General features: G+C 31.4%; 21 protein-coding genes and 1 pseudogene. 20 read left to right on the plus strand and 2 right to left on the minus strand.

Features of this window, described 5'->3' with window-relative positions; translation table 11 throughout:
- Positions 1 to 54 precede the first annotated feature (54 nt).
- Positions 55 to 264, minus strand: coding sequence for a hypothetical protein (locus tag CAAU_RS07285; RefSeq protein WP_040306221.1), 210 nt, complete (start codon positions 262 to 264; stop codon positions 55 to 57).
- A 185-nt stretch (positions 265 to 449) separates the two neighbouring features.
- Between CAAU_RS07285 and CAAU_RS07290 the strand changes: the two genes are divergently transcribed.
- The 20 genes from CAAU_RS07290 (at position 450) to dut (ending at position 22,338) form a co-directional block, all read left to right on the plus strand.
- On the plus strand, positions 450 to 1,241 hold the full coding sequence (locus tag CAAU_RS07290) for a phosphatidate cytidylyltransferase (protein WP_008908788.1): 792 nt from the start codon (positions 450 to 452) through the stop codon (positions 1,239 to 1,241).
- Positions 1,242 to 1,253: 12 nt separating this feature from the next.
- The gene (locus CAAU_RS07295) at positions 1,254 to 2,240 is read left to right on the plus strand and encodes an AI-2E family transporter (RefSeq protein ID WP_040306223.1); all 987 of its coding nucleotides are present in this window, start codon (positions 1,254 to 1,256) and stop codon (positions 2,238 to 2,240) included.
- Positions 2,237 to 3,385, plus strand: coding sequence for a 1-deoxy-D-xylulose-5-phosphate reductoisomerase (locus tag CAAU_RS07300; protein WP_008908790.1), 1,149 nt, complete (start codon positions 2,237 to 2,239; stop codon positions 3,383 to 3,385). The genes CAAU_RS07295 and CAAU_RS07300 overlap by 4 nt, the downstream gene beginning before the upstream one ends.
- Before the next feature lie 4 nt (positions 3,386 to 3,389).
- Positions 3,390 to 4,406 carry an RIP metalloprotease RseP gene (gene rseP, locus CAAU_RS07305; RefSeq protein ID WP_083852833.1) on the plus strand — a complete coding sequence of 339 codons (1,017 nt, stop codon included), beginning with the start codon at positions 3,390 to 3,392 and terminating at the stop codon, positions 4,404 to 4,406.
- A gap of 12 nt (positions 4,407 to 4,418) precedes the next feature.
- A complete protein-coding gene (gene ispG, locus CAAU_RS07310; RefSeq protein WP_008908792.1) occupies positions 4,419 to 5,465 on the plus strand; it encodes a flavodoxin-dependent (E)-4-hydroxy-3-methylbut-2-enyl-diphosphate synthase in 1,047 nt (348 codons plus the stop codon).
- 27 nt (positions 5,466 to 5,492) lie between these two features.
- Complete coding sequence (locus CAAU_RS07315; RefSeq protein ID WP_008908793.1) at positions 5,493 to 6,119, plus strand: glycosyltransferase family 2 protein; 627 nt, start codon at positions 5,493 to 5,495, stop codon at positions 6,117 to 6,119.
- Between the two features lie 16 nt (positions 6,120 to 6,135).
- Entirely contained in the window at positions 6,136 to 10,416 is a 4,281-nt protein-coding gene (locus CAAU_RS07320; RefSeq protein ID WP_008908794.1) for a PolC-type DNA polymerase III, read from the plus strand.
- A 144-nt stretch (positions 10,417 to 10,560) separates the two neighbouring features.
- On the plus strand, positions 10,561 to 11,016 hold the full coding sequence (gene rimP / locus CAAU_RS07325) for a ribosome maturation factor RimP (protein WP_008908795.1): 456 nt from the start codon (positions 10,561 to 10,563) through the stop codon (positions 11,014 to 11,016).
- A gap of 12 nt (positions 11,017 to 11,028) precedes the next feature.
- The gene (nusA, locus tag CAAU_RS07330; protein WP_008908796.1) at positions 11,029 to 12,090 is read left to right on the plus strand and encodes a transcription termination factor NusA; all 1,062 of its coding nucleotides are present in this window, start codon (positions 11,029 to 11,031) and stop codon (positions 12,088 to 12,090) included.
- 16 nt (positions 12,091 to 12,106) lie between these two features.
- On the plus strand, positions 12,107 to 12,376 hold the full coding sequence (rnpM, locus tag CAAU_RS07335; RefSeq protein WP_040306226.1) for an RNase P modulator RnpM: 270 nt from the start codon (positions 12,107 to 12,109) through the stop codon (positions 12,374 to 12,376).
- Positions 12,366 to 12,701 (plus strand): L7Ae/L30e/S12e/Gadd45 family ribosomal protein, encoded by a 336-nt coding sequence (locus CAAU_RS07340; protein WP_008908798.1) that lies wholly within the window; start codon positions 12,366 to 12,368, stop codon positions 12,699 to 12,701. The genes rnpM and CAAU_RS07340 overlap by 11 nt, the downstream gene beginning before the upstream one ends.
- The gene (infB, locus tag CAAU_RS07345) at positions 12,688 to 14,814 is read left to right on the plus strand and encodes a translation initiation factor IF-2 (RefSeq protein ID WP_008908799.1); all 2,127 of its coding nucleotides are present in this window, start codon (positions 12,688 to 12,690) and stop codon (positions 14,812 to 14,814) included. Before CAAU_RS07340 ends, infB begins: the two co-directional genes overlap by 14 nt.
- 12 nt (positions 14,815 to 14,826) lie before the next feature.
- On the plus strand, positions 14,827 to 15,183 hold the full coding sequence (gene rbfA / locus CAAU_RS07350) for a 30S ribosome-binding factor RbfA (protein WP_008908800.1): 357 nt from the start codon (positions 14,827 to 14,829) through the stop codon (positions 15,181 to 15,183).
- Positions 15,170 to 16,126, plus strand: coding sequence for a DHH family phosphoesterase (locus CAAU_RS07355; protein WP_008908801.1), 957 nt, complete (start codon positions 15,170 to 15,172; stop codon positions 16,124 to 16,126). The genes rbfA and CAAU_RS07355 overlap by 14 nt, the downstream gene beginning before the upstream one ends.
- A 4-nt stretch (positions 16,127 to 16,130) precedes the next feature.
- On the plus strand, positions 16,131 to 16,988 hold the full coding sequence (truB, locus tag CAAU_RS07360) for a tRNA pseudouridine(55) synthase TruB (protein WP_008908802.1): 858 nt from the start codon (positions 16,131 to 16,133) through the stop codon (positions 16,986 to 16,988).
- 11 nt (positions 16,989 to 16,999) lie between these two features.
- Positions 17,000 to 17,920, plus strand: a complete 921-nt coding sequence (locus tag CAAU_RS07365) for a bifunctional riboflavin kinase/FAD synthetase (RefSeq protein WP_008908803.1) — start codon at positions 17,000 to 17,002, stop codon at positions 17,918 to 17,920.
- A gap of 115 nt (positions 17,921 to 18,035) precedes the next feature.
- A complete protein-coding gene (gene rpsO / locus CAAU_RS07370) occupies positions 18,036 to 18,299 on the plus strand; it encodes a 30S ribosomal protein S15 (RefSeq protein ID WP_008908804.1) in 264 nt (87 codons plus the stop codon).
- Between the two features lie 112 nt (positions 18,300 to 18,411).
- Positions 18,412 to 20,523, plus strand: coding sequence for a polyribonucleotide nucleotidyltransferase (locus CAAU_RS07375; RefSeq protein WP_008908805.1), 2,112 nt, complete (start codon positions 18,412 to 18,414; stop codon positions 20,521 to 20,523).
- 114 nt (positions 20,524 to 20,637) lie between these two features.
- Complete coding sequence (locus CAAU_RS07380) at positions 20,638 to 21,888, plus strand: M16 family metallopeptidase (protein ID WP_008908806.1); 1,251 nt, start codon at positions 20,638 to 20,640, stop codon at positions 21,886 to 21,888.
- Positions 21,889 to 21,897: 9 nt separating this feature from the next.
- Complete coding sequence (dut, locus tag CAAU_RS07385; RefSeq protein ID WP_008908807.1) at positions 21,898 to 22,338, plus strand: dUTP diphosphatase; 441 nt, start codon at positions 21,898 to 21,900, stop codon at positions 22,336 to 22,338.
- Between the two features lie 207 nt (positions 22,339 to 22,545).
- Here dut and CAAU_RS14865 read toward each other — a convergent pair.
- Positions 22,546 to 22,766, minus strand: a pseudogene (locus CAAU_RS14865) (transposase); the annotation flags it as partial.

The following is a 22,766-nucleotide window of genomic DNA, read 5'->3' on the forward strand; positions in this document are numbered from 1 at the left end:
TCGAACCCACAAAGCTTAGCAATGATTAAATTATTTTCTAAGAAATCTTTAAGTTCAGTAACTTGAGCAAATTTTTCTACATTTCATGACAATAAAGGCTCTGAAAAGAGCATGGCGAGAAAACCCAGTAGGGCCGTATTTAGAGGGGACCTTATCTGGTAATGGAGATAAATCAAGATTTTCAAAGAGGGTTGTATAAAAATTGATAAGTTTTTGAGAAGTAAAAAATTCAATAATGTTAAAAATTTCTTGACGTTGATACATAGAGATTTCCTCCTTTTTGTTGTTAAATTGAATGTTGTTATATTAATATAATTCGACAAAAAAGGAGGAAATCCTATGAAATATATTTGTGAGTGATAAAAAAATTTAGCCATAGCAGGCTAGTAATTTCAAGGCTTTAAAATTATGCTCAAGGCTAGATCAATAAAATAAAGAGGGTGAACGAATTGAATACAAGGGTTATTAGTGCAATAGTGGCAATTCCAATATTGATCTTGTTTACAATTGCAGGAGGATATATATTTAAAGCTGGAGTTATGGCTTTGACTGCAATTGCCCTTTACGAATACATATCAGCATATAAAAATACAAATAGCAAGGTCATTACACCAGTTATAATTTTAGTTTATTTTCTAAATTTCATATTAGTCTTTTTAAATTATGATTTTGAACTAAACCTTTTATTAATTATTTTTACAACGCTTTTGAGTATGTCAGTTCCAATTTTTAACAAAAAATATAACGTTATATCATCAGCACTTTCTGTTATAGGTGTTTTGTATATTATAGTATTTTTTAATACACTTATACAAATTAGAATTAATAACTATGGTAATCGGCTTATATGGCTAACTTATATTGTCCCATGGGCATGTGATACCTTTGCTTATTATACAGGAAAATTTTTTGGTAAAAGAAAACTTTGCCCAGATGTAAGTCCCAAAAAAACAGTAGAGGGTTCCATAGGGGGCATTTTAGGAAGCATAGTTGGAAGCATAATCTGGTTAAGCTTCAACAGAGAAATTAACATAAGCGTAGCATCAATTATGCTCCTTGCCATCATGGGAGGAATTATATCACAAATAGGGGATCTTTCAGCGTCTTTGATTAAGAGACATGTTGGAATAAAGGATTATGGCAACATAATGCCTGGACATGGTGGCGTTTTAGATAGATTTGATAGCATACTATTTGTTGCTCCTTTAGTATATTATTATATAGAAATAATGAAATTTTAGGTTGATATGAAGGTGAATAAAAATATTTATTTTAAATGGATATTTTTGATTGCTATAATTGCTATTCTTAAAATTACATTAACTTATTTTAATCAGCTTTTTATTGCTTTTCTAATAGCTATTATATTGCAACCTATGGTATGCAATTTTGAAAAAATCTTAAAAAGTAGAATAGCAGCTGTTATAATTTCATATTTATTTATTATTTTTGTTGCTTTATCGACCACAAAAATAATGTTAAATTTTTCTTATAATATCATTCTGAATACGTTAAATAATTTACCATCTTATTTTGAAAATATCGATAAAACAATTAGACAATATAACAGTAGCTATACGGGCACAAATTTACAAAAAGTGTTAGATTATTTTGATGCATTTATTAATTCATTTAAGCACCAATCAATAAATCTTGTTTACAACACAATAAATGGCTTGACAAGCATTTTATTAATTGTGTTTTTGTCTGCAGTTATTAGTTATGATTTTGATTTGATATTGAAGTTTTTAAAAAAGTATCTCCCTTTGGAAATTCGATTGGCTGCAAAAAACGTATATAACTTTGTTCAAATGATTATAATTGTTCAACTACAACTTGTTGCTATTTCCTTCATTTTTATGACATTTAGTTTTCTACTGTTAGGTTACAAAAATGCTTTAATTTTGGGGATAGTATGCAGTATTTTGGATATATTACCTATAGTGGGACCAGCTCTATTATTTATTCCAATGATTATAGTAGAATTTTTAGAGCATCACACCATTTCAGCGATAGGGTTAATAATAACATATATTCTTAACATTTTTATAAGACAGATTATGGAGGTAAAATTATTAAAAACAAAGTTAAAATTAAGTCCTATAGTGATAATTTTTAATCTTTATCTTGGCTATGTTCTATTTGGATGGTTTGGGGTTATTATAGCTCCAGTGATATATTTATTTGCTTTAGAGTTATTAACAAATGATAATAAATTTGTGAAAGGAGCAGTAGGATGAGGAGATTATGCATTCTTGGCTCTACAGGTTCGATAGGAACACAGGCACTAGAAATTGTTAGGACAAAAAAAGAAGAATTTAAAATAATTGCTTTGACAGCAAACAGCAATGTAGAATTATTAATCGAGCAGGCAAAAGAATTTAAGCCTAGTTATGTTGTTATCATGGATGAATCGAAAAAGAATTACTTAAAGGATAAACTTGCAAATTTAGAAATAGAGGTTTTAACTGGGATAGAAGGATTAGAGTATGTTTCTACTTTAAAGGAAGTTGACATAGTCCTTACAGCTGTTGTTGGCATGATTGGCTTAAGGCCAACAGTTCAAGCAATTAGATCCCAAAAAAGGATTGCATTAGCAAATAAAGAAACCATGGTTGTAGCAGGTGAAATAATAAAAAAAGAATTAAAAGAATATAAGGCAGAAATTATTCCAGTAGATAGCGAACATAATGCCATTTTTCAAGCATTACAAGGTAATAAAAAGGATGAAGTTGCAAGGATAATTTTAACGGCATCAGGAGGACCATTCAGAGGTTATAAAAAAGAAGACTTGAAAGACGTTACACCAGAGATGGCTATTAAACATCCAAGATGGAACATGGGCAAAAAAATATCAGTAGATTCAGCAACGCTAATGAATAAAGCTCTTGAAGTAATTGAGGCCCATTGGTTATTTGATTTAGATTATGATAAAATAGATGTTATAATTCATCCACAAAGCATTGTTCATTCAATGGTAGAATACATTGATGGTTCAATAATTGCCCAATTAGGAGTTACGGATATGAAATTGCCAATAAAATATGCTCTAGAGTATCCAAAAAGGACTGATAATATATCAGATTATCTTGATCTTAAAGCTGTGGCAAAACTTACCTTTGAAGAGGCAGATACTGAAACATTTGAATGTTTGAAGCTTGGTTATTTAGCTGGTAAAATTGGCGGATCAATGCCAACTGTATTAAATGCTGCAAACGAAGAAGCGGTAAAATTGTTTTTGGAAAGGAAGATTTCCTTCCTTGAAATACCTAAACTACTACAATCTGCTATTGAAAATCATAAGGTGGAACATAATTTAACGATAGAAAAGATAATAACAATTGAAGAATCAACCAAAAAGTATATTAATGAATTGATTAAATAGGAAGGTGATTAATTTGACAACTTTATTGGCTTCTATATTTGTTTTTGGGTTATTAATAACTGCTCATGAATTGGGTCATTTTATTTTGGCTAAGATTAATGGAGTTAAAGTATTAGAATTTTCTATAGGTATGGGACCAAGGCTTTTTAAAGTTAAAGGTAAGGAAACTGAATATAGCCTACGTTTACTACCTGTTGGTGGTTATGTTAAGATGCTTGGAGAAGAAGAAGAATGCGATGATCCTCGAGCATTTAGAAAACAAAGTCCATGGAAAAGACTATCTATTTTAATTGCTGGAGCTTTTATGAATTTTATTTTAGCCATTATTCTTTTTATAGTTATATTTTATAATGTTGGTGTAACAACCCTTACTATAGATAGCGTTGTAAGGGACTATCCAGCTTTTAGATCTGGAATAAGGCCTGGTGATAAGATAGTTGCAGTAAATGGCAACAAAATAAATTCATGGAATGAATTTCTGATTTTTATGAATAACAACCAAAATAAAGAATTTGTTCTCACAGTCAAAAGAGATAATATCATAATTGACAAAAAACTTGAGCCTATGAAAAATCAAGAAGAAAATAGATACATAATAGGAATAACTCCTAAGGTGGAAAAGGGCAAGCTTTTAGTGGCGATATCTTCATCTATAAATGAAACTATAGTATCAATAAAACAAATGTTAATCGTTTTAGGGGGTCTTATAACAAGAAAGGTATCAACTGACAACTTAGGAGGACCAGTGGCTATTATTAAGATGTCGGGTGAAGCAGCAAAAATTGGTATATGGAGTCTTCTATATTTTGCAGGCTTCTTAAGTATAAATTTAGGAATAATGAATTTGATTCCGTTTCCTGCATTAGATGGTGGCTGGGTAGTTATTACATTTATTGAAGGCATAACAGGCAGAAAAATAGATGAAAATAAAATTGGATTGATTAATCTTATAGGTTTTACATTATTAATGTTACTTGCTATAATAATTACCTATAGGGATATATTGAGAATATTTGCTTAGGGTGATGATAATATGCAAAGGAAGAAGACTAAAAAAGTTAAGGTAGGAAATATTTACATTGGCGGTGACTCACCAGTTACTATTCAATCTATGACAAACACTAAAACTGCAAATATAAAGGATACGATAGAACAAATTAAGTTACTTGAAAAAGCAGGATGCGAAATAATTAGAGTGGCTGTTCCAGATGAGGAATCCGCCCAGGCTATTAAAAAAATTAAAAAGGAAATCAACATCCCATTAGTTGCAGATATCCATTTTGATTATAAATTAGCTATAAAATCTATTGAACACGGAGCAGATAAAATACGAATTAATCCGGGCAACGTCGGTGGAATTGATAAAATTAAAGAAATCATTAAGGCTGCAAAGCATTATAATATTCCTATAAGAGTAGGTGTAAATTCTGGATCCTTAGAAAGGGATATCCTTGAAAAATATAAAAAGCCCTGTGCAGAGGCTTTAGCTGAAAGCGCAATAAGAAACGTAAAATTGTTGGAGGACTTAGATTTTTTTAACATTGTAGTATCAGTAAAATCATCTAATGTATTAGAAACCATAGAGTCTTATAAAATACTTTCAAGAAGTATTGATTATCCATTACATTTAGGAGTAACAGAATCAGGAACATTAATATCAGGAACAGTAAAGTCATCGATTGGAATTGGTCTATTACTTTATGAAGGAATTGGGGATACAATTAGGGTATCATTAACTGATGATCCAGTTAATGAAATTAAAGTGGCAAGAGAAATTTTAAAATCTCTGGGGTTAAGAAAGGGAATTGAAATAGTATCATGCCCAACTTGTGGGAGAACCAATATTAATTTGATAGAATTAGCACAGAAAATAACAAGGGAATTAGAAAATTATACAAAACCAATTAAGGTTGCCATTATGGGATGTGCAGTGAACGGACCGGGTGAAGCTAAAGAAGCTGATATTGGAATTGCAGCAGGTAAAGGTGAAGCGCTAATATTTAAAAAAGGTGAAATAATAAAAAAGGTTAAGGAATCAGAAATTTTGGAGGAACTATTTAAAGAAATTGAAAAGCTATAAAAGATATTAATTAATAGGGGGATATTTATGAAAGTATCTTGTATTATTCCGGCCTATAATGAAGAAAAAACGATTGCCTCTATTATTGATACGGTAAAAAGGGTTAATGAAGTTAATGAAATAATAGTTGTTAGCGATGGATCAACTGATGCAACTGCCATTGTAGCGAAGCAAGCTGGAGCTAAGGTTATAGAATTGCAAGAGAATATGGGAAAAGGAGCTGCCGTAAAAATAGGAATTGAAAATGCAAAAAATGATATTGTAATGCTTCTTGATGCTGACCTTATAGGTTTAAATGAACAGCATGTTCTTGATTTATTACTACCTGTATTAAACGATGAAGCTGATATGACTGTAGGGATATTTGTTAATGGACGATTAACAACCGATTTAGCTCAAAAAATCGCCCCTTTTTTATCCGGGCAGAGGGTATTAAAAAAGCATATTTTTTACAATATAGACAACATTGAATTTACAAAATACGGGATAGAAGTAGCCCTTACAAGATATCTGCGAAAAAATAATTTTAGAGTTAAAAATGTAGAACTTCCTGATCTTACCCACATTATGAAGGAAGAAAAATTAGGTTTTAAAGAAGGATTTAAAGCAAGGATGAAAATGTATAGGGATATCATCAAGACATTGAAGATGTAGCAGGATGGTGAAACGGATGCTGAAATCATTAAAAGAAGTAATAAACGATCCACAAATTGAATCTAGTGAATATAATGATATTTACATAAAAAAGATTATGGTAAATAAAAAAGAAGGTAGAATTGATGTTCATTTAAAGACTGCGAAGATGCATGATGATTTATTACTTAATAAATTGAGGGTGTTTTTTAAGCAAAAATTAAATATAGACAGCGATATTTTTTTTCACTTGGATACAAATATAATTAATCCTCAAAGTTTTGATAAAGAAACATTTAACAGAATAATTATTGAGGCCTTTGACGATAATCCTTCAATAGCTTCATTGCTTTTAAATAGTGAATTTGAATTTGATGATAAAAGTTTAAATATAATAATTGAGAATCAGTTTACTTATAAATTGTTATTAAATAAAAGAGTGGATCATTACTTAAGTAATTATATTAAAAGGTTTTATAATTTAGCTATAAACATAAATTTTAAACTTAAAGAAATTAATTTAGAAGAATATAACAGCAAAAAAGCTCAGGAAGAAATAGAACTAATCGTTACGTTCTTAAATGAAAAAAGTATTGAAAAAGAAGAAGTGAGTGAAAATTATTTAAAAAATACAAATAATGATTTAGAAAATAAAGAAAATAGTAACATAATTATGGGTAAACAAATAAACCAAGATGTAGTAAAGATAATTTCTATTAATGAAACATCAGAACTTGTTGCTATTAGTGGAGAAGTATTTAATATTGACTCTAAAGAAACTAAAACAGGTAAAATAATTCTCACAATTTATGTTACAGACTATACATCTTCAATTGCAGTTAAATTATTTGCAAATAATAAAAAAGCTGATGAAATAAAAAACAAAATAAGCAATGGCATGTTTATAAAAGTATTTGGCGAAGTTTCTAATGATCCTTTTTTAAAGGAATTGGTTATTATAGCAAAATCAATAGAAAAATTAGACGTGCCTAAACGTATGGATAATGCTCTTGAAAAGAGGGTTGAGCTACATCTTCATACTCAAATGAGCGCAATGGATGGAGTAGCATCTGCAAAATCTTTAATTAAAAGAGCTAAAGAGTGGGGACATAAAGCAATTGCTATAACTGACCATGGGATTGTTCAGGCTTTCCCAGAAGCAATGGATGCGGCTTCTGATACAGGAGTTAAGGTAATATACGGAGTTGAAGGATATTTGGTTAATGATGGTGAACCGCTAATATTAAGACCAGGTAAACAAGAACTAAATACTACTTTCGTAGTTTTTGATATAGAAACAACAGGATTTAATCCAATAAGGGATGAAATAATAGAAATAGGTGCAGTAAAAGTAAAGGATTTTAAAATTATTGATAGGTTTTCAGCTCTTATAAACCCTCAAAAAATAATTTCTAATGAGATTATTAAATTAACGGGTATTACAAATGAAATGCTCATAGACAAACCTAAAATCGATGTAGTTTTACCTAAGTTCCTTGAATTCATTGGTGATGCTCCGGTTGTAGCCCATAACGCAAAGTTTGATACAGGTTTTATCCGAGAAAAATCAAAAAACTTAAACCTTAATTTTGAAAATACGATCATTGATACATTGACCTTATCAAGATGGTTGTTACCCGATTTAAAAAAACATAAATTAAATGTTGTTGCAGAACATTTAGGGGTTACCTTAGAAAATCATCATAGAGCCGTCGATGATGCAGAAGCCACTGCAAATATATTTATAAAATTTTTAAATATGTTAAAAGAAAAAGGCGCAAATACAATAGAAGATATAAATAAATTATATATTTCAAGTTTTGACTATAAAAAGGCGGATTCTTATCATATAACAATACTTGCTAAAAATTATATAGGTTTAAAAAATTTATATAAAATTATATCTTATTCTCATTTGGAGTTTTTTCACAAAAGGCCAAGAATTCCAAAAAGCCTTTTAGAAAGCATGAGGGATGGACTTATCATAGGAAGTGCCTGTGAGTCAGGAGAGGTTTTTCAAGCACTTTTAAATAGTGCAAATGAACAGGAATTAGAAAAAATTGTAAAATTTTATGACTATCTCGAGATTCAACCAAGACAAAACAATTATTTTTTAATTGAAAATGGCAAAATTGAAACTGAGGAGGATTTATTGGAATTAAATAAAAAGATTGTTAAACTTGGTGAAAAATACGGCAAACTGGTAGTGGCAACTGGAGATGTTCATTTTCTTGATCCTCAGGATGAATACTTTAGAAGGATACTGATGTATGGGCAAGGTTATAACGATGCTGATAATCAGGCACCTTTATATTTTAAAACTACTGAAGAGATGCTGGAAGAATTCAGTTATTTAGGAGAAGAAAAAGCTTATGAAGTTGTAGTAAAAAATACGAATAAAATCGCAGATGAAGTGGAGGTTATAAAACCTATACCAGAAGAAACATTCCCACCTAAAATAGACGGGGCAGAGGAAGAAATTAGAAGAATGACATTGAATAAAGCCCACTTAATATACGGTGAAAATCTTCCAGATGTTGTTCAAAAGCGATTAGATAAGGAATTAAATTCAATAATAAATAATGGCTATGCTGTAATGTATTTGATCGCACATAAATTGGTTAAAAAGTCCCTTGATGATGGATACCTTGTTGGTTCAAGAGGTTCTGTTGGCTCATCCTTTGTTGCCACTATGTGCGATATAACAGAAGTTAATCCTTTACCTCCACATTATGTATGTCCTAATTGCAAGCATTCTGAGTTTTTCCTTGATGGAAGCATTGGTTCTGGTGCTGACCTGCCTGATAAAAAATGTCCAAAATGTGGTTATGATTATAATAAAGACGGGCATGATATACCATTTGAGGTTTTTTTGGGTTTTGAAGGAGATAAGGAACCAGATATAGATTTAAACTTTTCAGGGGAATATCAGCCTGTTGCCCATAAATATACTGAAGAGCTTTTTGGTAAAGGTCATGTTTTTAGAGCAGGAACGATTGGAACTATCGCTGAAAAAACGGCATATGGTTTTGTAAAAAATTATCTTGAGGAACATAATTTAAGGGTATCCCAAGCAGAAATAGAAAGGCTTGTTAAAGGCTGCACAGGGGTTAAAAGAACCACAGGACAACATCCGGGAGGGGTTATGGTTGTGCCAAGGGATAAGGAGATTTTTGAATTTACACCAATTCAAAAACCTGCAGATGACGTTGATTCTGATGTGATAACTACACATTTTGATTATCATTCTATTAGTGGTAGATTGTTAAAACTTGATATACTTGGGCATGATGATCCAACGGTTTTAAGAATGCTTCAGGATTTAACGGGGATAGATCCAAGGAAAATCCCCCTTGGTGACCCAAACGTATTAAAACTTTTTACATCAACTGAACCTTTGGGCATTAAACCTGAAGATTTAAACTGTGAGGTTGGAACTTTAGGTTTACCTGAATTTGGAACGAAGTTTGTTAGGCAAATGCTTATTGATACGCAGCCTAAAACATTTGCAGAACTTGTAAGAATTTCAGGATTATCACACGGAACAGACGTTTGGCTAAATAATGCTCAGGATATTATAAGAAATGGATATGCAACATTAAAGGAAGTTATATCAACAAGAGACGATATAATGCTTTATTTAATCTATAAGGGACTTAATCCAAAACTAGCATTTAATATTATGGAAAGAGTAAGAAAGGGTAAGGGGCTAAAAGAAGAAGATATAGAAGAAATGAAAAAACACGATGTTCCACAGTGGTATATTGATTCCTGTAATAAAATAAAATATATGTTTCCTAAGGGACACGCTGTAGCATATGTTATGATGGCTGTTAGAATTGCTTATTTTAAGGTATATTATCCTGAAGCCTTTTATGCAACCTATTTTACAGTAAGGGCTGATGATTTTGATGCTGAATTAATAGTGAAGGGAGAAAAGGCGATAAGAAATAAGATTAAAGAAATAGAAAATTTAGGAAACAATGCAACTCAAAAGGATAAAGGACTTTTAACAGTCTTAGAGATAGCCCTTGAAATGTATTTAAGAGGATTAAAGTTTATTCCAGTTGATCTTTACAAATCAGATTCTGTAAAGTTTTTAATTACAAAAGAAGGGATATTGCCGCCATTTAAAGCACTACAAGGTGTGGGAGAAGCAGCAGCAAGATCTATTGTAGAAGCAAGACAGGAAGGACCTTTTCTGTCAAAGGAAGATTTGAGATTAAGAAGCAAAGTATCTAAAACAGTAATTGAGATACTTGAAAAGCATGGATGCCTAAAAGATTTGCCTGAAACTAACCAATTATCTATGTTTTAACTTGCAAAGTATTTATTGTAATGTTATAATTGAATTTAGATGTTAATGAATTTGTAGGCAAAGAGTGGGACATTCCCACTCTTTGTGTTTATGTATATCTTGAACTGCTTTAACAAAAACTACTAAAAAAGAAAGGTGGTTTTTATGAATGTTAAAAAGATAATCGAAATAGTTACAAATATTGCTAGGCCGATAGTAGAAAAATTTAATTTAGAATTAGTTGATGTAGATTTTGTTAAAGAAAATAATGAATGGTTTTTGAGGGTTTTTATAGACAAGGAAGGTGGAATAACAATTGATGATTGCACAAATGTCAGCAGAATTTTAAGTGACAAATTGGATGAAGTTGATCCAATTAGTGTTAGCTATTATTTAGAAGTATCCTCACCAGGTATAAATAGACCTTTGAAAAAGGAAGAAGATTTTATAAGATTTAAGGGTAGAAAAATCAAATTGAAATTATTTAAGGAGATTGATGACAAAAAAATATTAAAAGGTATATTGCTAGGGATTAAGGAAAACAAAGTAATAGTCAATTTGAAAGATAAAGAAATAGAAATTGATTTTAACAATATATCAAGTGCTAATCTAGATGAATAAGGAGGGGTAAACTTGAATACGGTGGAACTTATTGAAGCGTTAAATGAAATTGCAAAGGAAAAAGGAATTGACAAGGATTATATTTTTACAGCTCTAGAATCTGCTTTGGTTTCTGCCTATAAGAAAAACTATGGAACTGCCCAAAACGTTAAGGTGGTTATAAATAGAGAAAATGGAGATATTCACGTTTATGCTCAAAAAAAGGTTGTTGATGATGTAAAAAACAGCCTTCTTGAAATCAGTTTAGAAGATGCGAAAAACATTAATCCTATATATAAATTAGATGACATTGTTGATATAGAAGTAACTCCAAAGGATTTTGGCAGAGTTGCAGCTCAAACAGCTAAACAAAGCGTTATACAAAAAATTAAGGAAGCAGAAAGGGAGATACTTTATAAAGAATTTGTTGAAAAGGAAAACGATTTAATCACAGGAATGGTCCAAAGAAAGGAAAAAACAAAGGAAGGAAATAAATATAATGTTATAGTTGAGATAGGAAGATGGGAAACAGTTTTGCCACCTTCTGAACAGATGCCAAATGATGCTTACAACCAAGGTGACAGATTGAAATTTTACATAACTGAAGTAAGAAAAACAGGTAAAGGGCCGGATGTTGTTATTTCAAGAACTCACCCAGGACTTGTAAAAAGGTTATTTGAATTGGAAGTTCCAGAGATATTCAATGGAGTTGTAGAAATTAAAAGTATAGCTAGGGAGGCAGGTTCAAGAACAAAAATTGCAGTTCATTCAAGGGATGAAAACGTGGATCCTACAGGGGCTTGCGTTGGTCCTAAAGGAATTAGAGTTCAAAATGTTGTAAATGAATTAAATGGAGAAAAAATCGATATAGTAAAATGGAGTAAGGATCCAGCAGAGTTTATTGCCAATGCCTTAAGTCCAGCTAAGGTAATAAGCGTTGAAGTCAACGAAGATGATAGAAGTGCAAAGGTAATTGTTCCAGACTATCAATTATCTTTAGCGATAGGTAAAGAAGGACAAAATGCAAGATTAGCTGCTAAGCTTACTGGATGGAAGATCGATATTAAGAGTGAATCCCAGGCTAAAATTGATTAGATAGGGGAGTGATTAAATGAAGGTTAAAAAAGTCCCTATGAGAATGTGCCTAGGATGTCAAGAAATGAAACCTAAGAAGGAATTAATAAGAGTTGTTAGAAGTCCTGAAGGAGATATAAGCATAGATATGACGGGTAAGAAGGCAGGAAGAGGGGCATATATTTGTAAAGATATTAACTGCTTAGAAAAGGCTATAAAAGCAAAACGGTTTGAGAAGGCGTTAGAGGTTAAAATCTCCGAAGAAATATATCAAAAGCTGCGGGAGGAACTAAAAAATGAAGGATAATCTTTATTCCTTTATTGGCCTTATGCAGAAGGCTGGAAAACTTTCTTCGGGAGATGATGCGGTAGAAATAGAAATAAAAAAGAAAAAGGCTATGTTAGTTATAATTGCTGAGGATGCAAGTGAAAATACCAAAAAGAAATTTATAAATATGTGTGAATATAGAAATATTCCATATGTCATTTTTGGAGAAAAAGATAGTTTAGGTTATGCAATAGGTAAATCATCACGATCAGTAATCGCTATAAAGGATAAAAATTTTGCACTAGGATTTTTAAAGAAGATTGATAACCAGAATAATGGGGGTGAAGCTTTTGTCAATAATTAGAGTTTATGAATTAGCAAAACAGCTTAATATGACTAGCAAAGAGGTTATAGAGTTACTGAAAAAAGAGTTTGATATAGAAGTTAAAAATCATTTAAGTTCTATAGAAGGTGAAGAAGCTAAAATAATAATGGAATACGTAGAAGAAATAAAAAATAAGGGTAACAAGAATGAAGACATAAATCACAATAAAGAAAAAAATGAAGAAAAAAATATTGCAAAACATGAAGATGACAAATTTGATGATCTAGATGTTGATGATGATTTTAAGAAAAACGAAAAGATAAGAAAGAAAGTTAGAAATGAGAAAATTAAAAGGCATTTAGGAAAAGAAAACAAAAAGCAAGAAGAACAAATAGAAGATATTGGAATAGTGACAATTCCAGAAAGTGTAAGGGTAAGTGAGTTTGCTGAGAGGATTAAAAAACCAGCAACAGAAATACTTAAAAAATTAATTTTAATGGGTGTATTCGTAACTATAAATCAAGAAATCAGTTTTGAGGTAGCTGAAAAAATTGCAGAACAATACAATATTTTATTAGAAAAGGAAGTTAAACAGGAAAGGGAAGAAGTTTTAATTAACGATTTTGAAGATAAAGAAGAGGATTTGATGCCAAGACCTCCAGTAGTTACAGTTATGGGACATGTTGACCATGGAAAGACATCTCTTCTTGATGCTATAAGACACTCAAAGGTAGTAGAAACAGAAGCAGGTGGAATTACTCAACATATTGGTGCTTATACCGTAGATATAAATGATAAGAAGATAGTATTTTTGGATACTCCAGGTCACGAAGCTTTTACTGCAATGAGGGCAAGAGGTGCTCAAGTCACAGATATTGCAATATTAGTTGTTGCTGCTGATGATGGTGTAATGCCCCAAACTATTGAAGCTATTAATCATGCTAAGGCAGCTAATGTTCCAATTATCGTAGCAATTAATAAGATAGATAAAAGTTCAGCAAATCCAGATAGAGTAAAACAGGAATTAACAGAATATGGATTGATCGCTGAAGAATGGGGTGGAGATACGATTTGTGTTCCTGTATCTGCAAAGACTAAACAAGGAATTGATACATTATTGGAAATGATACTTTTAGTTGCTGAAATGCAGGAATTAAAGGCTAATCCAAACAGACCTGCTAAAGGAACAATAATAGAAGCAAAATTAGATAAAGGAAGAGGACCTGTTGCTACGGTAATTGTTCAAAAGGGAACATTAAAGGTTGGAGATAGTATCATTGCAGGAACAACATATGGAAAGGTTAGGGCTCTTATAGATGATAAAGGAAGAAAAGTAAAATCTGCAGGTCCATCTATCCCAGTTGAAATTTTAGGCCTTGCAGAAGTTCCAAATGCAGGAGATATACTTTATGCTGTTTCTGATGAAAAAACTGCAAGACAAATTTCAGAAATGAGAAAGGAAAAAGAAAGACAACAATATTTTGCCTCCAGCAGCAAAATTACATTGCAAGACCTCTTTAGTCAGATTCAGGAAGGAAAGGTTAAGGAATTAAATATAATTGTTAAGGCTGATGTTCAGGGTTCTGTTGAAGCTCTAAAACAAGCATTAGAGAAATTAACTAATGATGAGGTTAAGGTGAGGGTAATACATGGTGGTGTTGGAGCAATCACAGAGTCTGACATTACATTAGCATCAGCTTCAAATGCAATAATAATTGGATTTAATGTAAGGCCTAATAATATGGCGATGCAACTTGCTGAAAGGGAAAAGGTTGAAGTTAAAACTTATAGAATTATTTATGAAGCTATTGATGATATACAGGCTGCAATGAAGGGAATGCTTGAACCTGAATACAAAGAAGTAATAACAGCTAGACTTTCCGTAAGACAAACATTTAAGGCATCAAACATTGGAACAATCGCTGGATGCTATGTAGAGGATGGAAAGGTGAATAGAAATAATAGCATAAGAGTAATAAGAAATGGTGTTGTAATATATGAAGGCAAGATAGCCTCACTAAAGAGATTTAAGGATGATGTTAGAGAAGTTGCTGCTGGATATGAATGTGGTTTAACGATTGAAAGATTCAACGACATTAAAGAAGGCGATATTTTAGAAACATACACAATAGAAGAAGTAAAAAGAGCTTAAGAGGTGTTGCAAATGGCAGTTGAAAGAACTTCACGATTATCAGAGGAGATAAAACGAATAGTAGGAGATATCATTCAAAATGAATTGAAGGATCCGAGGATCCCAATGTTAACTTCGATTACCGACGTTGAAGTAACAAAGGATTTAAGATATGCAAAGGTCTATGTAAGTGTTTTTGGTTCTGAGGATGAGAAATTAAAATGTCTTGAAGGTTTAAAAAATGCAGCAGGTTTTATAAGGAAAGAAGTTGGAAGAAAAATTAAAGCAAGATATACGCCTGAGATATTATTTGAGTTGGATCGTTCAATAGAATATGGTATGCATATAACTAAGATGCTTCAGGAGATGAAAAATAATGATTCTGAATAAAATAGGAGATATAATAAAACGAAATAAAAGTTTTGCAGTTGTATCTCATATTATTCCCGATGGTGATGCAATAGGATCGACTTTGGGGTTATATAATTTTCTTTCTGAGATTGGAAAGGATGTTGATGTCTTTAATCCAGACAAATTGCCTTCAAAGTTCAATTTTTTACCAGGTTTTTTTGATGTTAAAGATACATTAGTTAAAAGACACTATGACTGTATTTTTGTTCTCGATTGCAGTGATAAAGATAGGTTAGGACCCCTAGTAGAATTATTAAATATGGCAGATGTAGTCATTAATATAGATCATCATATATCAAACGATTTATTTGCTGATATTAATTATGTTGATACTAATGCAGGAGCCGTTGGTGAAATTATATACAATTTAATTCGAATTAATGGTTTTGAGATTTCGCACAATACTGCAATTTGCCTTTATACTTCAATAGTAACTGATACAGGAGGCTTTAAATATAGCAATACTACTTCCATGACATTAAACATCGCAGGTGATCTCATTAATACAGGAATAGATTTTCCAGAAATCAATAGAATACTTTTTGACTCATTAACAGTTCAACAGGTAAAATTATTATCTAGGGTAACCTCAACCCTTGAACTTTATAATAACAATTCAATTGCGATGCTACATGTGACAAAAGATATGATGGAGGAATGTGGTGCTAATGAGAACGATGCCTCAGAAATGGTAAACTATGCAAGGGATATAGATACCGTTGAGGTGGGAGTTTTTATTAAGGAAGTTGAAAAAGGAAAATTTAGAGTAAGTTTGAGATCAAAAAACAAGATTGATGTAAGGATTATTGCTGAAAAATTCAATGGTGGAGGTCATATAAGGGCAGCCGGGTGCACAGTATACGGAGATTTGGATGAAGTTAAGAATAAAGTATTAAATGAAATTATAAACCATTGGAAGTGATACGGTGGATGGAGTAATTAATATACTAAAGCCTCCTGGTATGACTTCCCACGACGTTGTTGATTATTTAAGAAGAATTATTAAAATTAAAAGAATTGGTCATACAGGGACGTTAGATCCAGGAGCTGCAGGGGTATTACCTGTTTGTATTGGAATAGCAACTAAAATAGTTGAGTTTTTAACAAGGGATACAAAGGAATATATATGTGAGTTGACTTTAGGAAATGCTACTGACACCTATGATAAATACGGCAATTTTCTTTACGAAGATATTGATTGTAGTTTTATAAACTTTAATGATCTAAACAAAGCTATCAAGAATTTTATTGGAGAAATTGAACAAAAACCACCAAAGTTTTCAGCTATAAAAATTAACGGCAAAAGGGCATATGATCTTGCGAGGGAAGGACTAGATTTTGATATTCCATCAAGGAAAGTTACAATATACAATATTGAGGTATTAAGCTTTAATTCTCCTAAGGCACTTTTAAAAGTTGAATGTTCAAAGGGAACCTATATAAGATCCTTATGTAACGATATAGGAGAAGAGCTTAAGGTTAAGGGTTATATGAGCTTTCTTTTAAGAACTAGAACGGGTAGATTTAATATAAAAAATGCAGTCCCTTTAGATATAATAAACAAGGATAATTATCATAAATATGTAATTAAAATGGAGGATGCATTAGAATTACCAAGATATGATGTAGGTTTAGATTATAAAAAAATGATTTTAAACGGTAACAAAATTAAAATAAAAGATGACTTGGCAAGTCAATTAGTTAAAATATACTGTCAAAGTGAGTTTTTAGGAATCGGTAAGATTGAAGACAAAACTTTAAAGATAGAAAAACTATTAATTTAAGGTGTTGACATATGATTATCTTTGAGGGTAAATATAATGAGATATTTATTAATAGAAAAACAGTTATTGCTTTGGGAACTTTTGATGGTATACATTTTGGACACAGAAAAATAATTGAAGGTGCCGTAAAAGAAGCTAAGACAAATAATTTAAATAGTGCTGTTTTAACTTTTAAAAAACCTGTTTTTTCTTATTTTAATAAAAATGCAACTAATTATCTGATTAATCCAATAGATATAAAAACTGAAATCATAAGTAGCTTAGGTGTTGATTACCTAATATATGTTGATTTGGAGGATGGATTTATTAATTTACCTCCGGAACAGTTTTTGGAATATCTTAAACATAATTTAAACGCAGAAATTATAGTTTGTGGTTATAATTATACCTTTGGGAAAAATGCCCAGGGTGATATAGAATACTTAAAGGAAAATGCTGAAAAATATAATATTAATGTTATAGTTTTTGAAGAAATTTTAATGGAGAACCTAAGGGTTTCAAGTAGCTTAATTAGAGAATGTTTATTGTCGGGAGATGTTGAACTTGCAAATAAATTATTAGGATATAATTACTATTTAAAGGGAAGAGTTATTAGGGGTAAGAGCCTTGCATCAAGACTTGGATTTGCAACGGCAAATATTATTGTCGATAGGAATCTTTGTTTAAAAAATGGTGTTTACATAACACTTACTCATTATAAAGGCAATAGTTATCCTTCTATAACCAATATAGGATATAATCCAACCTTTGAACAAAAACAAAGGGTATGTGAGACACATATATTGAAGTTTGAAAAAAACATATACGATAAAATTATAAAAATAGAATTTATGAAATATTTGAGGGAAGAAAGAAAATTTAATAGTATTTTTGATTTGCAGTCAAGGATAAAAAAAGATATTAAGTTAGCGGAAAATTATTTCAAGATATAATATTTACAACTCTTATGATATCTGCTAAAATATAGTTTGTAACCTGTGCTGGGATTAACGTAGCTCCGGCGTATTCTCAGCATGAGGCGATTATAAATTTATGGAGGTGTAATAAATGGATAAGGCAAGAAAGCAAGAGCTTATAGCTAAGTTTCAAAGACATGAAGGAGATACAGGATCTCCAGAAGTTCAAATTGCGTTATTAACAGAAAGAATTAATCATCTAACAGAGCATTTAAAGGTTCACAAGAAGGATCATCATTCAAGAAGAGGACTTTTAAAGATGGTAGGTCAAAGAAGAGGACTTTTAAACTACCTTATGGAAAATGATATCGAAAGATACAGAAAAATTATTGAAGAATTAGGAATAAGAAAGTAATAGAGCGGATTTACCGCTCTATTATTTTAAATACTTTTTTTACTAAATTATAGTTTAAAAATGAAATAAATAGTAAAAATAAAATTAGAGAGAAACGAAGGGAGGTAAAATAATGCATCATGTTTTTGAAAAAGAAGTTGCGGGAAGGACATTTAAAGCGGATATAGGAAAGTATGCCCTACTTTCTAATGGAGCTGTTTTGCTAAGCTATGGGGATACAGTTATATTAGCAACTGCAAATGCTTCCCCAGAACCTAAAGAAGGAATTGATTTTTTCCCGCTAAGTGTAGATTATGAAGAAAGACTTTATGCTATAGGTAAAATTCCAGGAGGTTTTATAAAAAGGGAAGGTAAGCCTACTGAAAAGGCTATATTATCTGCAAGAGCAATTGACAGACCAATAAGGCCTTTATTCCCCAAGGGATATAGAAATGATGTTCAAATTATTTGCACAGTTTTGTCGGTAGACCCTGATAATCCACCAGAAATAGTTGCTATGAATGCTGCATCTTTAGCTCTTTGCATATCTGATATACCCTTTGAAGGCCCGGTATCTTCGGTTTTAATTGGAAGGGTTGATGGAAAACTTATTGTAAATCCAACGGCTGAAGAAAGGGAGAAAAGCGATTTACACTTAATCGTTTCAGCAACTAAAGAAAGGGTTATGATGATCGAAGCTGGAGCAAAGGAAGTAACTGAAGAGGATATGTTTGAAGCAATAATGTTTGGATTTAAGGCTTGCCAAGAAATAAATGATTTCCAAGCAGAAATAGCTGAAAAAATAGGCAAAGAAAAAGTTATTCCTGAACTTTATAAAGTTCCAGATGAAATTGAAAATGCTGTAAGGGAATATGCGACAGATAAATTGTGGGAAGCGATGCAACATACCGATAGAGTAGAAAGACAAGACCATGTTGACAAAGTTAAAGAAGAGGTGTTTGAACATTTTGCAGAAATTTTCCCAGAATGTGAAAAGGATATTGACGATGTAATGTATAGAATAATGAAGGAACATGTTCGTAAGATGATATTGGAGGAAAAAAGAAGACCTGACGGAAGAAGCTTTGAAGAAATAAGACCTCTATATTGTGATGTAGGCATTTTACCAAGAACGCATGGTTCAGGATTATTCCAAAGAGGGCAAACACAAGTTTTAACTGTTGCAACATTAGGTGCATTAGGAGATGTGCAAATACTTGATGGCCTTGGCGATGAGGAGTTTAAAAGATACATGCATCATTATAATTTCCCACCATATTCAACAGGCGAAGTGAAATTCTTAAGGGGGCCTGGACGAAGGGAAATAGGACATGGTGCCTTAGCAGAAAGAGCTCTTGAACCAGTTATCCCAAGCGAAGAAGAATTCCCATATACAATTAGATTGGTGTCAGAAGTTTTAAGTTCAAATGGGTCAACTTCTCAAGCTAGCGTATGCGGAAGCACTTTAGCCTTAATGGATGCTGGAGTTCCTATTAAAAGACCAGTTGCTGGAATTGCAATGGGCCTTGTAACAAGTGAGGATTTATCACAGGCTGAGATTTTGACAGATATTCAAGGGATAGAAGATTTCTTTGGAGATATGGATTTTAAGGTTGCAGGAACAGAGAAGGGAATAACAGCTATACAAGTTGATACAAAGATTAAGGGATTACCTGAAGAAATAATTAAAAAAGCTATTTATCAAGCAAGAAAAGCAAGACTAGAGATTTTAAAAGTTATGCTTGAAAGGATTCCACAGCCAAGAAAAGAATTATCCAAATATGCTCCAAGAATAATTAGCATGGTTATTGATCCTGAGAAAATAAGGGATGTGATAGGACCTGGTGGAAAAACTATAAACAAAATTATAGCAGAAACAGGAGTTAAAATCGATATAGAAGAGGATGGTCGTTTATACATAAGCTGCCCAGATCCAGAAAAGGGCAAACTTGCTCAAAAGATGATCGAAGGAATAACAAGAGATGTAGAAGTTGGTGAAGTTTATCTTGGTAGAGTTAACAGAATAACTCCATTTGGTGCCTTTGTAGAAATATTACCAGGAAAAGAAGGACTTTGTCATATTTCTAAGTTAGCACATGAAAGAGTAAATAAAGTTGAAGATGTAGTAAATGTAGGAGATGAAATTTTAGTAAAGGTAACTGAAATAGATAATTTAGGTAGGATAAACCTATCAAGAAAGGATGCTATTCCAAAACCAGAAGAACAAAATAATTCTAATCAATAAAAAGGGCTTTTAATAAGCCTTTTTTTAATTCATAAACCTTATTCCTTGACTAAACTAAAATTATAGTTTAAATTTATAATGATTGAAAAAATATTTGACAGGAGAGAAACAGATATGTTAAAAAAGCTTACTTTGAAAAATGGATTAAGAATAGTTTACGAGAAAATACCTTATGTAAACTCAATTACTATTGGAATTTGGGTAGGTAGCGGTTCAAGATTAGAAGAAACGTATAATAATGGGGTATCACATTTTATTGAGCATATGATGTTTAAGGGAACATTAAATAGGACGTCACAACAGATAGCAGAAGAAATTGAAGAGCTAGGTGGACAAATTAATGCATTTACAGGCAAAGAAGCGACATGCTATTATGTTAAATTGTTGGATGAACATTATGCAACAGGTATAAACGTATTAAGTGATATGCTTCTTAACCCTAAATTTGCAGTTGATGATATCGAAAAGGAAAAGGGAGTAATCATTGAAGAAATAAATATGTATGAAGATTCGCCAGAAGATCTTGTTTTCGATTTGCTCTCAATAGCTACTTGGAAGGAAGATACTTTAGCTTTACCAATATTAGGATACGAAACTACTATTAAAAATTTAAACAGAGATATGATTGTAGATTATTATAGTAAGACTTATGTTCCATCTAATATTGTAATTTCTTTAGCCGGAAACTTTGATGAGGAAAAAATTATAGAATTAATAAAGGATCGATTTGAGAACTGGAATCCACCTAAAAATGTTCAAATAGAATATTCTTCACCATTAATCAATAAAGGAATGGCTATAAAAAATAAAGATATAGAACAAGTGCATGTTGCAGTTACTCTGAATGGCATTGAACTTGGAAATGATAAGTTATATACATTGTTGGCTATAAATAATTATTTTGGTGGTGGAACAAGTTCTAGACTATTCCAAAAATTAAGGGAAGATTTTGGATTTGTTTATTCTATCTATTCTTATACCTCGGCATATAAAAATAAGGGAATGTTTAATATTCAATTTGCTTTAAATAAGGTGTATTTGGAAAAATCAATGCATCTTATTACAGAAGAGATAGTAAATTTATTAAAGAATAAGATGAATGACACACAAATATCAAAGGCCAAGGAACAATTAAAGGGTAGCTACATTTTAGGATTAGAGAGCGTTTCAAGTAGAATGTTTGGCATAGGTAAATCTGAGCTTATGTTAAATAAGGTTTATGAACCAAAGGAAATTTTAAAGAAAATAGATTCAATAACACGACAAGAATTTGATGAAGTGATTGAACATGTATTTAAAGAAGGCTTTATGGCTGTAGCTATGGTTGGTAAGGATATAAAAGAAGAAAAATTAAAAAAATTATAGGTGATTGTAATGAGACTATTTATAAAGCGATTAGATGATGCAAAGGATCTTCCTTTGCCAAAGTATATGACAAAGGGATCTGTGGGATTGGATTTATATGCTAATGTTAAGGAGGATACAATAATCCTTCCAAATGAAATCAGATTAATACCGACAGGAATATCTATATCATTGCCTAATGGCTACGAAGCACAGATTAGGCCAAGAAGTGGGCTTGCTTTAAAGCATGGAATTTCACTTGTTAATACACCTGGAACGATAGATAGTGATTATAGGGGGGAAATAAATTTAATTTTAATAAATTTTGGAAAAGAACCCTTTACTGTAAGGCGTGGAGATCGAATAGCTCAAATGGTTATAAATAAAGTTGAAATTCCTGAAGTTATTGAAGTAGAAGAATTAGATAGCACAGAAAGGGGAGAAGGTGGTTTTGGATCGACAGGTCTATAAACCATCTTTTTTTAATATAATGTAGAGATGAGCATAATTGATTAAAAAACAAAATTATTTATGTTAAATTGTTCTAACTTTTATGAAGTGAAGCTCAATTATTTTAAATTAAACTTAAATTAACACCAAAAAAGCAAAAAAAGGGTAGACTACTCCCTTGGTAAAATTGATGTTCAAAAAATTTAATTTAATTTTAATATAATTTATTTAGGCTGTTCTTCTAAATCCCGATAGGGATTTGTATTTATCAACGCAGCCAGATTTTATGGCAGCAATTGCAACAGTTAAAAGGCAAATGTGACCGATTGTATTCAAATTAGTAACGGAGTTAATATTTCTAACATAAGCTTGTTCTGTATTGAGATTTTTCCATCTAGAATTGTATCTTTCGGATTCAGTTCTTAGACTATATATTTTTTTAAAAAATT

The organism is Caloramator australicus RC3 (assembly GCF_000297115.1).
Lineage (GTDB): Bacteria > Bacillota > Clostridia > Clostridiales > Caloramatoraceae > Caloramator > Caloramator australicus.